Below are 13,667 nucleotides of genomic sequence, written 5' to 3' on the forward strand. Positions count from 1 at the left end.
TTTTTATTTTGAATTTTTTTATTTAAAAATTTACTTTTCCCAAACCATGCACCATTTCTGTATTTTTTTTACAAGATACATAAGCAGCAAACTTATTGCAGAGATAAGAAAAATTACTGCAAACATCTTATCAAATGAATACGATTTTCTCACTCTTGTCATATAAACTCCAAGTCCGCTAAATCCACCAAGCCATTCAGCCACAACTGCCCCGATTATAGAATATGAAACCGAAATTCTAAGCCCTGCAAAAAAATATCCTAATGATCCTGGCAATTTGACATGAATAAAATTCTGAAATGGCGTTGCTCCCATCGTTTTTAACAAATTTAACATATCCTTGTCAGCCGAACGAAATCCATCCAAAAGTCCAATAGTTATAGGAAAAAACGAAGTCATAACAATAAGCGTAATTTTTGGCAATATTCCATATCCTAGCCAAAGTACCAAAAGCGGTGCAATAGCAACCGTCGGAATTGTCTGCGTAATCACCAAAACAGGATAAATCATTTTATATGCATATTCAAACCTATCCATAACAACCGCCACAACAAATCCTAGAACTATTCCCAGTCCAAGTCCCAAAAACGCTTCAATAAGTGTAATTTTTGTATGTTCCATAAGTAACGGAAAATCCGAAACAAACGCTTTTACAACTTCAAATGGCGACGGCAACATAAATTTTGGAATAATATTCACCATTGACAAAATTTGCCAAATTATCAGCAATACAGCAATAATAATACTTGGTGCAATTTTATCTGTTATATTTTGAAATTTTTTCATCAATCTTTAAAATATCTCCTTTCGGTTTATAATTTATTTTTACATATGACATTACACCTTCAGCCCCCGCCTTCACAGCCACAACCTGACATTCCTTAACAATCTCCATAAGTTCGTCAAAATCTCCTTCTATCGTCGTTTCAAATGGAGCAACATTCATTTTTAACCCTTTGCTTTTAATAAATTCAATAACTTCATCAACAACTCTTACAATTTCTTCATTTCCTACAACATTTGGCAATACCTGAATTGCAATACTTGCATTAATTTTTTTTTTTTCCATAATCCATCATCCCTTTCCTTAAAACTGTTTTTTTATTTAAAATTTCTTTGTATAAAAAAATCCCCTTATCACAAGGAGATTCTATATTTCTATAAATTTTCTAAAATAATTTAAAAAGATATACAAAATAACTTTAAAATTATTTCTTATTTTATATAAAATACTCCCTCCGACAGCATTATCTGTACAGGTTACATGGGTTTAATTCTCAGCAAAAATTGCTCCCCAGTATTTTTCATTATTTCTATTTTATTTTATTTTAGCTAAGTCTGGATACACATCCTTTAAGAAAATCATATACTCTTTTTCATAATTGATAATGTACCATTTATTTCCATCCTCAAATGCCATTGTTTTTCCTTCGCCATTTATTTTTTGTCCATTATAAATTATTGTAACTTTGGTTGGTATGATTGCATAATTTCTTCCTGTTTCAGTTTTCCCTACTTTAACATTTTCAAAATCAGAGGTATTTTCAATTATTTTCATATTATCTGTTAGTTTATTCATCGTTTTTATAGTTACATTTTTAAGTTCATTTACAGACATAGATCCCTTTTTAGCCAAGTATGTTAAAAATTTTTCTGGCATTTCATCAAAACTTGCTTTATAATTTCCTGCAACCAAATCTTTTGAAATTTTATTTAGCCGTATTTTAATCTCAGGTTTTACTCTTTCCCAAGCTTCCTGTGCTGTTTCTCCTTTTTTACTATTTTGAACAGTTGTATTCAAGTTTTGATTTCTATTTTTATTTGCAGGAGCAGCAAATGTAACAGCTGAAACAACTAACAATAATAAAATAATTTTTTTCATTTTTACCTCCAGAAGATTCATTTTTATTAATTATACCTCATATTTTTATATTTTCAAAATTTTTACTTTTTTAACAGATTATTTTCCAAGAATTTCAATGCTTTCTCAACATCAGCTTCTTTTCCTTCTTCAGAAACATATTCAATATATTTTACAGTATTATTTTCATCAAGAATCATAAGTGCCCTTGTTAAAAGACCTTTTTCCTTTATGAAAAATCCATTTTGAATACCAAATTGATGATATTTAAAGTCAGAAACTGCTTTTAATCCATTAATTTCATTGGCAGTACAAAATCTTTCCTGTGCAAACGGAGTGTCAACCGTTATTGAGTAAAATTTTACATTTGGATAAGTTTTTGCGGCTTCATTCAAATGTTTTGTCTGTAGTGAACAAACTTTTGTATCAAGCGACGGTGCTGTATAAATTACTTTTATATTTTTATCTTCAAATATATTTTTTTCATCCAGCTTTGAATTTATAACCAAAGGCACTTCCTTTATTTTATCTCCAACTTTCAATTCTTTTCCGACAATTGTTACTGGAACTTTTCCCATTGTGATTTTTAAATTGTTATCAGCTTTCAAGCTGTCTAAATATTGCGTATATTCTGCATTTTGTCCAGTTTTATTTTCTGTTTTTACTTTGTTTCCACAAGCGACTGCCAATATTGCAACCGCTCCTAATAATAATATTTTTTTCATTTATTTCCTTCTTTCGTAATCCTATATTATTTCCCATTTGAATAGCAGATTAATCATTAGATATGTTCGATAACCTAAGTTTTTTTATCTATACAAGGGGTCAAGACCCCTTGCTTCAAGATATTTATTTTATTAAATTCTAAGTTTGTATAGTTATCGAACAGGTCTAATATTTATTTCATAATTATTTAACTAATTACTATGTTCTTTCTTTTTTATTTTTGTAGGATTGCTCATTTCCGTAAATCCTACAACCTATGGCTAGTTTACGACATTTTTTTGTACTAGCCTTCATTTAAAAAAGTACTAATATAGCAAAATTAATTTAAAACAAAAAAATCTCCTTATCAAAAGGAGATCCTATATTTTTATAAACTATTTAAAATAATTTTAGTATTATTTTACTTTAGTTAGTATGATTTTTTTATTTTATATAAAATACTTCCTCCGACAGTATTATCTGTATCAGGTTATATGGGTTTAATTCTCAGCAAATCTGCTCCCCAGTATTTTTTATTTATTATTGTTCTATGTTTACATCTGCAAGATCTGAATATAATTCTTTTAAGATAATTTTAGTTTTATCATCGATATTTACTAAATACCATTTTCCTTTATCATCAAATGCTAAAGTCTTTTGATTTAATTCCATTTCTTTACCTTGCGTTAAAATTCTACTCTTTGTCGGTATAATAGCATAATTTCTTCCAGCACTTGTCTGTCCTGTCTTTACATTTTTCAAATCATAATCAAATTTTAAAAATTTTATATGCTGTGAAAGTTGCTTAAATAGCTGTAATGTTACTTCTTTAGCCTTTTGCGGTGTTGTTGAAAGATGTTTTGCTTCCCATTCCCATAGTTTTTCGGGTGTGCTTTCCATACTTGAGCTAACATTTCCTGCCATCATGTCTTTTGACATTTTTTCAACTTTTGTAGAAACTTCAGGTTTTACTTTGTTCCACCATTCCTGTGCCAGCTCATTCTGTGCCTGTTCCACGTTTTTACAAATTTTCTCATCTTTTTTTTCTTTACATTTTATGATAGTCTCTTTTAAAAGCTTATCATTTTTTTTCAAATTTCCTATGCTGTATTTATCTCCACAGGCAGTGAAAATCACTGTAGAAATTGCAAATAAAAATAATAGTTTTATTTTTTTCATTTTTCCTCCAAAAAATTTATTTTCAATTAATTATACCTCATTTTTTCAAATTTTCAAAGTTTTATTTTTTTATCAAATTATTTTTTAAAAATTTTAATGCTTTGTCAATATTTGCCTCTTTCCCTTCTTCAGGTACATATTCAATATATTTTACATTATTATTTTCATCTACTATAATCAATGCTCTTGTCAACAGTCCTTTTTCCTTTACAAAAAATCCATTCTGAATACCAAATTGATGATATTTAAAGTCAGAAACTGCCTTTAATCCGTTAATTTCATTGGCTGTACAGAATCTTTCCTGTGCAAACGGAGTGTCAACTGTTATTGAGTAAAATTTTACATTTGGATAAGTTTTTGCGGCTTCATTCAAATGTTTTGTCTGTAGTGAACAAACTTTTGTATCAAGCGACGGTGCTGTATAAATTACTTTTATATTTTTATCTTCAAATATATTTTTTTCATCCAGCTTTGAATTTATAACCAAAGGCACTTCCTTTATTTTATCTCCAACTTTCAATTCTTTTCCGACAATTGTTACTGGAACTTTTCCCATTGTGATTTTTAAATTGTTATCAGCTTTCAAGCTGTCTAAATATTGCGTATATTCTGCATTTTGTCCAGTTTTATTTTCTGTTTTTACTTTGTTTCCACAAGCGACTGCCAATATTGCAACCGCTCCTAATAATAATATTTTTTTCATTTATTTCCTTCTTTCGTAATCCTATATTATTTCCCATTTGAATAGCAGATTAATCATTATTTTTTATTATTTACTTTTACTTTGATACTTCTCTTATCAAAGTTGGCTTATATAATAAATCTTCATTTCCTCTTACTTTTTCAAAAGTATATGTTTTCAAAATTTTCCCATTTTCAAAAACACATTCCATCACAGAATCTTTATGATATTGATTTTCAGGCAAATCTGAAATATTTACTGTTTCAAATTCTCCATTTTTATTTTTTATCAAGTCAAGCCGTCCTTTTTTACTCACTTTTCCTTTATCGGTAATAGGATTTTTGTAAACATCCCTAACTTCATCACCGATTTTTATACAGCTGCATTTCATAGCAAATTTATGGGTATCCCTGTTAATGCTAGATTTTTCATTTCCTTGCAAAAGTGATCCTCCACAGCCCAAAGTAACATTTTCAGCAGAATATTTATTATCCTTTAAAGATTTATAAATATCCCAGATTGTATCTTCATTAATTCCATCACCTTGTAAAATACGAACTTTGTTAATCACTTTATATCCTTTGGAGTTTATAGTATAGCCAAAATTCTTTTCCAGACTTTCAAGTGCAAATAGAATATTCGTAATTGCATCTCCGCTATCTGGACGTATTGTAACCATTCCATCTCTTGCAAGTATTTTTTTACGCAAATCTTTTCCGATAATATTTTCTACCGCATTAAAAAAGTTATAGCTGTCAAGCACAATTGAAACAATTCCTTTAGGAAATTTATCAAGCATGTTTTCGTATGCTTCCTTTTCATATTTCTGAGTCCATGAAGTCATTGTACTGTGTTCAGAAGCAGGCACACTGAAAGCTGCTATTTTTTCATTATAATATTTACGGGCAAAGACAAGTGCATTTAAGGTATCTGTCCCATAAAAATTTGTAAGATGGGCCATTCCGCCAATTCCAGCACTTTCCTCGCTGGAAACACCACGATAACCAAAATCATGCAATTTAAACTTCAATTCTGCTTCCACATTGTCACTTGTTTCTTCCAAAAAGTGTTTTATAATCTGTTTTGCCTTGTATGAAAATGTAGCAACTGTAATTGGATACCATACTTTTAACAGTAATGTTTCCGCCCAGCCCACAATCCAAGGCACATTTTTGTCAGTTGATTCAACTGTAACCAGCACATTATGATTTTTCACAATACTTCCTTCTGGCACAGCTCTAATTCTAAGCGGCAACTTCCCATCCAACTTTTCTACGATATATCTCCATCCTTCTTCAAAAAATGGCAATCCATGTAATTCACAAATTTCCTTGGCTTCATCTATCATTTCATTTGTAATTCTTTTTGTCAAATACTCCATTAAGTAATATTGCAGTCCAAAAAATTTCACATATCCGTATAAGCCACCACGACTCTCGATATAATCGTGCATATACGTCATATTTTCTGGATATTGAAATGGATGAGTAATTTTATATGAATCTGTCGATAATATTAAATTTTTCATTTTTATTTTGTATGATAATTACAAATTATGTAAAAATCATACTCTCCTTCCCTATACTTTTTTTATTTGTATATTCAATTATAATCCTTTATCCTTTGAAAATATACTAAAAATACAGTAAAACCTCTTTGAATAAAATAAAAAGGCTTTTACTGCAATAATACTATTTTTTATTTTTCCAAAATTTTATCCGCTAAAACCAATGCTATTTTCTTCTCACCAACCATAAATTCCACAATCATACTTTTCATATCCACTTTTTTTATTTTTCCACGTCCGAATTTTTTATGCTTAACTACATCTCCAACTTTATATTTAGAATCTTCATTTGAATCAGACTGAGAAATACTTGACTTTTTACCAAATGTTCCAAATTTATTTTTAGAAAATGGATTAAAATTTTCTACTTTAGGTGAAAAACTTCTTGGAGCTTGTGATTTTTTTCTTAGGCTTGCATAACTTCCACCAACATATTCCAGATTGTCTTGCTTCATTTCATAGATAAATCTTGATGGACGACGTAAATTGTCATCTTTTCCCCAAACTTTTCTTGATGAGGAATAGGAAATAAACAGTTCCTTTTTAGCACGAGTTATAGCTACATAGCAAAGTCTACGCTCTTCTTCCAGCTCTTCTTCAGGTGCATCAAAGGAAATTGATGGAAATAATCCATCCTCCATTCCAGCTAAAAAGACATAATCAAATTCCAATCCTTTTGAACTATGAATTGTCATAAGTTTTACATAATTTTCATCTTCTTCCATTTCATCAGTTGCCGAACTCAATGAAATCATATCAAGATACTCATTTAAAGTCATATTTGGCTTCTGCTTTTCAAGTTCTGTAATACTGTTTAACAATTCTTCAATATTTCTAACTCTGTCTTCCTTATTATCTTCAATCGAATCAATATAATGGGTTTTAATCAATATTTCATCGAATATTTCTTTAATTGACATCTCATCAAGATTTGAATAAATACTTTGCATCATATTATAAAATTCTCGTAATGCCAATTTTGTAGCATTTCTTACTGGAATTTCATCAATATAACGAAGTGCTTCAAGCATTGAAATATTTCTTTTATTTGCAACTTCCTGTATTTTTTCTAGCGTCTTTTCTCCTACCGAACGTTTTGGAACATTAATTACACGATAAAAATTATGATTATCATCTTTATTATTTAAAAGACTTAAATATGCCAAAATATCTTTTATTTCTTTACGTTGAAAAAATTGCATACCACCATAAATTTTATATGGAATATTTGCTGATAAAAGCTTTTCCTCCAGTACCCTTGACTGTGCATTAGTTCTATATAAAATTGTCATATCCTTATACTCAGCACCACTTTTTTTCTTTTTCTTCATTTCTGTCACAATGAAATCTGCTTCATCAAAAACAGTTGCTGCATTATAAATCTTAATCTTTTCACCATCTGAACCATCTGTCCAAAGCGTTTTCCCTTTTGAACTTTTATTATTTTTAATAAGCTCATTGGCTGTATCCAGTATTTTCTTTGTAGAACGATAATTTCTTTCCAGCTTTACTGTAAACGCTTCCTTGTAATCCCTCTCAAAATTCAGTATATTATTAATATTTGCTCCACGAAATGCATAAATACTTTGATCCTCATCTCCTACGACACAGATATTTCTATATTTTGCCGCAATTAAATTTATCATTTCATACTGAATATCATTAGTATCCTGATATTCATCCACCACAATATATCTATATCTTTCCTGTATTTTTTCCAGCACAAAAGCATCATCCAGCAGCTTTCTCGCATTTAAAAGCAAATCTGAAAAATCCATCGCATTATTTGCTCTCAAAACTTCATCATACTTCTGATAGATTTCACCGAAAAGCCTGTTCGCAGGAATTCTCATATCAATTTCTCGCTCAAGCTCCTTAATTCCTACCCCTTGTTCTTTTAATTTACTAATTTTATTAGCAAGTCTGCCTGGCTGAACGCCATCGTTATCCTTAATTCCCATTTCTTTTTTTATTTTTGTAATAATTGATTTTTGATCGTCCACATCATAAATATTAAAATTCCGTCCATATCCAATTCTCTCAGAATAAGTTTTTAGCAATCTCACCGAAAACGAGTGAAATGTAGAAACAACAAGATTATTTGCCTCATGCCCAATAAGTGCCACAGCTCTCTCTTTCATCTCCCTTGCCGCCTTATTCGTAAAAGTAAGTGCCAAAATATTAAGTGGCGAAATACCCACTTCTTTTACCATATGTGCAATTCTATAAGTAACCGTACGTGTTTTACCACTTCCCGCTCCAGCCAGTATCAATACAGGCCCTTCTATTTTTTCCGCAGCTTTTCTCTGCTCTTCGTTTAATTCATCTAAAATACTCATATTTCTCCTTTTTTTTCATTATTACTTTCTGTTCAATTTTTTTATATATTTTTTATTTTAATCAATTCTATTATATTCCATCGCTAAAGGATCTTTTCCAATTTTTTCAGCCCAATCCATTGAATCTGTTTTTAATTCACCTGTTTTTTTATTCACCTGATAACTGAATAATCGTGGTGCTACACTTGGATCTCCTCCACACTTTTCGTTATCACTGCGAATATCAAAATAATAATAATTTTCATCTTGTCCATCTGAAGCCATTATACAATTAACATTAGCCAAATTATGTTTAATTATTGATTTTTTCACTAATTGATATGCTTCCCCTGAATTACCTATTGACTTAGTTTTAGCACTTTTCTGTTTTCTTATATTTGCATCAGAAACTAAATCACTTTCTAAGACAATTTTCCATTCACCATTAATTTTTTCAAATACCAAATATGATGGATAATCTTTTATCCCTTCCTTTGTCGTAACTTCCTTCACAAACTCTGCTTTTACTTGTCTATCTGATATTTTTTCCACTTCAATATTTCCCTTTAAAACCTGTCCATAAACTGGATTTTTCTCAAAAAATTTCTTTTGATCCCTAATATAATAATCCTTTGATACTGTTGTCTGATAATATTCAATTTTATCTGCCAATATTTTTTCTAAAGTATCAAAATCCCCATTACTAGAGGCTTTATTCCAAATATTTACCATTTCCTTAATTTCATCTTCCGTTGTTTTAGTTTCTAATTGGACATTGGTAATGTGATTTTTTTTATTTGTATTTCCAGTTCCCTGGCTTTTCTTCCCACAAGTAATTACACAAAAACAGAACAAAATAACAATCAATAATTTTTTCATTAATAAATCTCTCCTTTAAATTTTTCTATTAATTCACACTCTAAATATATAATAAATTCAAATCTTACAACTCCCGATATTTAACTTCCGTTATTTTCGATATTTTCTCAATAATACCATTTTCTTCCCTTTCTTCCCCAGTGCTGCTATTTCCATTTTTATAAACAATTTCCTTTAAATTCAAGTCTGATTTTTTTAGTAAATCCACTGTCAATAAAATCTGGTTAAGTACACCTTTTTTATTTTTGGAAACAATGATAACTTCTGAATTTTTTCTAAATTCACACATAAAGTCTAGAATACTGTAGCTTCCTTCCAGCTTTAACAAAAGCCCGCCAGTAACTCTGACAAAGATATAATCATTTTCAACTAATGCCAAATTTATTTTTTCACGCAATTTTATTAAATCTATTTTTTCATTCTCGTCCATTTTTCCTTTTATAACAATGCTTTCTATTTTTTTCTTGTCAACTAGCTGATTTTCATACATTTTTTCAACAAATTTCTTGCCAACGTTAATTTCTGTTCCAACAATAAAATATATTTTCCCTTTTTTATCAGTTCTATATCTTACAATGTGATGTCTACGGCATCTTGCCTCATAATTTTCATTTGCGCCAACCATAACCAGCGGATCATCATAATAAGCAGGCTCTCCATTTATTAGACGCTGGCTCGCATAAGCAGGCTTTCCACAGACCATGCAAATTGCGTGAAGCTTATCCACCTGATCGGCAATGCTCATCAATTCTGGCACAGGCTCGTAAGGTTCTGCCCTAAAGCTCATATCAAGTCCTGCGACAATCACTCTTTTCCCATATTCCACATACTTTTTACAAAAATCAACAACTCTTTCCCCAAAAAACTGCACTTCATCAATTCCAATTACTTCAGCATCAATATTTTTTTCCATAATTTCTTCCATTTGAGAAACATCACTTACAGGATAAGCTCTAAAACTGTCATTCCCATGTGAAAATACTCCATTTTCTCCATATCTGTTATCAATGGCATGCTTAAATGCCACTATTTTCTGTTTTGCATACTCTGCACGCCTTAGCCTTCTTATAAGTTCCTCACTTTTTCCTGAAAACATGCTTCCAGTAACGACTTCCAATGTTCCAATTTTAGAATTTTGTATCATTTTACCGTTCCTTTTTATATTTTTTTATTATTCAATATTTAAATAAATTATGTTTTAAAAAGGGGCTTCTGCCCCTACATATTTTTATTTTTTGTTTTTATTTTGTCTAAATGAATCAAACATATTTTTAGCATTACTATATAAAACTTTGACTTCATAAGGCTTTACATTGATTTGAATTTTTTTATCTGAAATTGCATAGTTTTCTTTTAAATTTAGCTGATTTCGATAAAATCCAAATAATTTTGGCACTTGCAAAGATAATGGATATTCATCTGATCCATTATTTACCACTATTATCATCGACTCATCTCCATCAAATATTTCATAAGAAATAAAGTCTGTATTTGGTTTTGCAGGATTTATATCACGTCCTTGGTATAACTTTGCCCGTCTTTTCTGGTCATCCAAATAAGCCGTAATTTCTGAATCAATACGTCCTTTGGTTTTAGGATCACTATAAACTTCAAGGATTCTTAATTTCCCGTTTTTAAATAAATTTTTGTGCTCTTTACGTATTTTTAACAATGCCCTGTAATGATTTTCAATATCAGAATTACTGTTTACAGGATATGAAATCCATTTTTGAACTTCGTTTACCTCTACAACGCTTGGCAAACTTCTAAGCTTATCTTTATATTTTTTAATATTGTCAGTTTCATTATCGTAAGGTTCGTAATCCTCCCACAACATAGGTTTTCTATTTCTAGGAGAATCAGCTCCCCACATTCCTTTTTCATCTCCATAATAGATAATCGGCGTTGCAGGCAGCATCATTTGCATTGAAACTACTCTTTTCAGTTTACTTACAGCCGTTCCATCATAAAGGTCTGGACGAATATTCAAATATCCTTGATCTGACTGGTTATTTCTATCATAAACCCTGTTTGGATTTATCATTCCGCTAAAAATTCTGTCTGTATCAAGCGAGCCGATAAACACTTGTGTCATATTAAAACGATTGCTTGAATATCTGTTATAAATTTCATTTAATTTTGTTGCAAATTCTACTCCGCCGATACGATAATTTGGATTAGTATTTACAGTATATTTTATAATATTATTAATTATGTTATAATCTGCTCCACTGTCATATATTCCATCTTCAATATCTTTTGTAATGCTATTTGAAACTTCCCCTGTAATCAGCAGATCTGGCTTATATTTTTTCAAATTTTCTGTAATATTTGCGATATATTCTTTATTTTCATTGTCATAATAAACATATCTTATCCCATCAATCCCGTCATCATAAATTTCCTTTTTAAAAGTTCCATCAGGCCCTAAAATCCATTTTTTCATTGCATTTTCAATATAATTTCTAACTTCAGGATTTTTTAAATCAAGCACAGTATCCTTCAAATACCAATTTGAAAATTCCTTATTATTTATTGCAAAAAATCTATTTGATGTAGTGTCAGGCGCTACTTCCAGAACGACTTTCAGCCCTTTCTGATGGGCCTTTTTCACAAGACTTGCCAGTTTTAAGTCAGAATCTGTCCACACCCACGTTTTTGGATTTAACAAATCTTCATCAAGTAAATTTTTATCAGTTTCAGGATTAAAAATAAGTAAATTTAATTCCATATCCCCGTTGTTATTATGAACTTTTGATTTTATGTCAAGCCCTTTAGATGTTCCAGTCTGCTCTATGTAGCCAAAATACGGATCAACGTGATTAAAGTAAATTGTGTCGTATTTATGATTTGAAAGTGAATAAAATGGTGATGATAAAATTATATATTCTACACCAAGATCTTTAATATAATCAAGTTTTTCAATTATTCCTTCTAAGTCTCCACCATAATAACGTGTGTAATTTTGAACATCGTTTAACGTATTTTCTTCCCACTCGTTTTTTTCTTCATAATTACTATTCCACTCATTTAGCGAAAATTGTGGCTTCTCATTTCCACCCCAATATGCCAAAACTAAATCTTTTTTTGATCTTCCTGAACGAATTTCTCCAGTAGGCTCAGCAAAGTCATCTGTCCCAAACTCATTAAAAATCGCATCATTATCCACATCCCCATTTCTAAATGAATCAATGTAAATTTGATATCCTACAGAACCTCTTGCCCACTCTGGAATCGTTGTCAATTTATCTGAACGTGAAAATTCAAATCTTTCTATATCCTTTAGATTTTTAGAAATATTTCTTCCCATATAATATTTTGTCTTATCATCAGTAATTACAAAATAATAACTTGATATACTATTGGGAATTTCAGCCATAAAAATTTCATTTCCACCATAGTTTCCAATTCCACGCATCAATTTTTTCCCGCCATCATAAACAACTTCAGCAGAATAAATATCATTATTTTTGGTTTTTAACATTATCCTAACATTATTTCCATTAAGGACTCTAAATTCAGAATTTTCTTTATGAACTAATGAATCTAAATCAATAATTCCATCATTTCTTTGACTGTATTTTAACGATCCATTTGTTTTAGAAACATCTGATTTTTCTTCTATCTTATTCTTTTCCTCTATTTCATCATTATCAGTTTTTTCAGATTTTTCCAAATTTTCACTATTTTTTTTGTTATTTTTTTTTGCTGCACTAATTAAATAATCTTCTTGAACATTTATAGTGTCATTTTTTATATTTTCATGAAAATTCTCACTTTGCATTGAAGCTGAAAATGAAATAACTGAACTTACTAAAAATAGCAAAATTTTCATTTTTAATTTAAAACTCATATTTCTCCTCTATTCACTTTAATTTCCCTAGCCGCAGCCAGACAAAAGACTATTATTTTTATGTTATTACTATTTTTTTTATTTAAATTATTTTCAAATTGCTCTAAAATACTATTTTTAATTTCCCTAAGTGTCGCCCCAGTCGTTACAATATCATCAAGTATCAAAATATTTTTATTTCTAAAATTAATATTTCCAGAAATTTTAAAGGCTCCCTTTATATTTTTATTTCTATCTTCTTCATTTAGAATTCCAGCCATTTTTTTCGTATTTTTAATCCGCTCAATCTGGATATAATTAACCTTTAAAAAATTCAAAATTTCATCAACCTGGTTATATCCTCTCTCATTTTTTCTTTTCCTGCTGACAGGCACACTCACAACAACATCTATTTTTTCTCTTTTTAAAACATAACAAAATTCCTCTTTTACCAATTCAGCAATTAATTTTGCCATAATTTTTCTATGATTATATTTATAAGCAAAAATCAATTTTTTAAATTCTTTGTTATAATCCCAGACATAGTAAATATTATTTAATTTTCTCAATTTTTTTAGCTTTTTCAAATCATTTCTTGTATCTTTTGATACAATATCACACTCAACCAATTCCTCCCCAGAAAT

12 protein-coding genes and 2 riboswitches are annotated in these 13,667 nt (G+C 29.7%); all 12 genes read right to left on the reverse strand.

The window, feature by feature from the left end; all coding sequences use genetic code 11:
• Positions 1 to 30: 30 nt before the first annotated feature.
• Positions 31 to 786 (reverse strand): ABC transporter permease, encoded by a 756-nt coding sequence (locus tag ACO409_RS01935; protein ID WP_485554317.1) that lies wholly within the window; start codon positions 784 to 786, stop codon positions 31 to 33.
• The gene (locus tag ACO409_RS01940; protein WP_485554319.1) at positions 758 to 1,069 is read right to left on the reverse strand and encodes a thiamine-binding protein; all 312 of its coding nucleotides are present in this window, start codon (positions 1,067 to 1,069) and stop codon (positions 758 to 760) included. Before ACO409_RS01940 ends, ACO409_RS01935 begins: the two co-directional genes overlap by 29 nt.
• Before the next feature lie 147 nt (positions 1,070 to 1,216).
• Positions 1,217 to 1,307: riboswitch (TPP riboswitch) on the reverse strand.
• An 11-nt stretch (positions 1,308 to 1,318) separates the two neighbouring features.
• Entirely contained in the window at positions 1,319 to 1,882 is a 564-nt protein-coding gene (locus ACO409_RS01945) for a hypothetical protein (RefSeq protein ID WP_485554321.1), read from the reverse strand.
• A gap of 62 nt (positions 1,883 to 1,944) precedes the next feature.
• Positions 1,945 to 2,586, reverse strand: a complete 642-nt coding sequence (tpx, locus tag ACO409_RS01950) for a thiol peroxidase (RefSeq protein ID WP_485554323.1) — start codon at positions 2,584 to 2,586, stop codon at positions 1,945 to 1,947.
• Positions 2,587 to 3,011: 425 nt separating this feature from the next.
• Positions 3,012 to 3,102, reverse strand: a riboswitch (TPP riboswitch).
• Between the two features lie 4 nt (positions 3,103 to 3,106).
• Positions 3,107 to 3,745, reverse strand: a complete 639-nt coding sequence (locus ACO409_RS01955) for an EexN family lipoprotein (protein WP_485554325.1) — start codon at positions 3,743 to 3,745, stop codon at positions 3,107 to 3,109.
• 61 nt (positions 3,746 to 3,806) lie between these two features.
• Positions 3,807 to 4,448, reverse strand: coding sequence for a thiol peroxidase (tpx, locus tag ACO409_RS01960; RefSeq protein WP_485554327.1), 642 nt, complete (start codon positions 4,446 to 4,448; stop codon positions 3,807 to 3,809).
• A gap of 76 nt (positions 4,449 to 4,524) precedes the next feature.
• The gene (locus ACO409_RS01965) at positions 4,525 to 5,955 is read right to left on the reverse strand and encodes a nicotinate phosphoribosyltransferase (RefSeq protein WP_485554329.1); all 1,431 of its coding nucleotides are present in this window, start codon (positions 5,953 to 5,955) and stop codon (positions 4,525 to 4,527) included.
• Between the two features lie 170 nt (positions 5,956 to 6,125).
• A complete protein-coding gene (locus ACO409_RS01970; RefSeq protein WP_485554331.1) occupies positions 6,126 to 8,333 on the reverse strand; it encodes an ATP-dependent helicase in 2,208 nt (735 codons plus the stop codon).
• Between the two features lie 57 nt (positions 8,334 to 8,390).
• Positions 8,391 to 9,191, reverse strand: a complete 801-nt coding sequence (locus ACO409_RS01975) for a hypothetical protein (RefSeq protein WP_485554333.1) — start codon at positions 9,189 to 9,191, stop codon at positions 8,391 to 8,393.
• 64 nt (positions 9,192 to 9,255) lie between these two features.
• Positions 9,256 to 10,335 (reverse strand): thymidine kinase, encoded by a 1,080-nt coding sequence (locus ACO409_RS01980; protein WP_485554335.1) that lies wholly within the window; start codon positions 10,333 to 10,335, stop codon positions 9,256 to 9,258.
• A gap of 84 nt (positions 10,336 to 10,419) precedes the next feature.
• Positions 10,420 to 13,044 carry an alpha-amylase family glycosyl hydrolase gene (locus ACO409_RS01985; protein WP_485554337.1) on the reverse strand — a complete coding sequence of 875 codons (2,625 nt, stop codon included), beginning with the start codon at positions 13,042 to 13,044 and terminating at the stop codon, positions 10,420 to 10,422.
• Positions 13,041 to 13,652 (reverse strand): ComF family protein, encoded by a 612-nt coding sequence (locus ACO409_RS01990; RefSeq protein WP_485554339.1) that lies wholly within the window; start codon positions 13,650 to 13,652, stop codon positions 13,041 to 13,043. Before ACO409_RS01990 ends, ACO409_RS01985 begins: the two co-directional genes overlap by 4 nt.
• Between the last annotated feature and the right edge of the window lie 15 nt (positions 13,653 to 13,667).

The sequence above is a fragment of the Leptotrichia sp. genome, from assembly GCF_057270615.1.

Excerpts from the sequence above, each read along its gene's own strand:
- ACO409_RS01935 (WP_485554317.1), bottom strand. The coding sequence starts at position 786 with ATGAAAAAATTTCAAAATATAACAGATAAAATTGCACCAAGTATTATT.
- ACO409_RS01940 (WP_485554319.1), bottom strand. The coding sequence starts at position 1,069 with ATGGAAAAAAAAAAAATTAATGCAAGTATTGCAATTCAGGTATTGCCA.
- ACO409_RS01945 (WP_485554321.1), bottom strand. The coding sequence starts at position 1,882 with ATGAAAAAAATTATTTTATTATTGTTAGTTGTTTCAGCTGTTACATTT.
- tpx (WP_485554323.1), bottom strand. The coding sequence starts at position 2,586 with ATGAAAAAAATATTATTATTAGGAGCGGTTGCAATATTGGCAGTCGCT.
- ACO409_RS01955 (WP_485554325.1), bottom strand. The coding sequence starts at position 3,745 with ATGAAAAAAATAAAACTATTATTTTTATTTGCAATTTCTACAGTGATT.
- tpx (WP_485554327.1), bottom strand. The coding sequence starts at position 4,448 with ATGAAAAAAATATTATTATTAGGAGCGGTTGCAATATTGGCAGTCGCT.
- ACO409_RS01965 (WP_485554329.1), bottom strand. The coding sequence starts at position 5,955 with ATGAAAAATTTAATATTATCGACAGATTCATATAAAATTACTCATCCA.
- ACO409_RS01970 (WP_485554331.1), bottom strand. The coding sequence starts at position 8,333 with ATGAGTATTTTAGATGAATTAAACGAAGAGCAGAGAAAAGCTGCGGAA.
- ACO409_RS01975 (WP_485554333.1), bottom strand. The coding sequence starts at position 9,191 with ATGAAAAAATTATTGATTGTTATTTTGTTCTGTTTTTGTGTAATTACT.
- ACO409_RS01980 (WP_485554335.1), bottom strand. The coding sequence starts at position 10,335 with ATGATACAAAATTCTAAAATTGGAACATTGGAAGTCGTTACTGGAAGC.
- ACO409_RS01985 (WP_485554337.1), bottom strand. The coding sequence starts at position 13,044 with ATGAGTTTTAAATTAAAAATGAAAATTTTGCTATTTTTAGTAAGTTCA.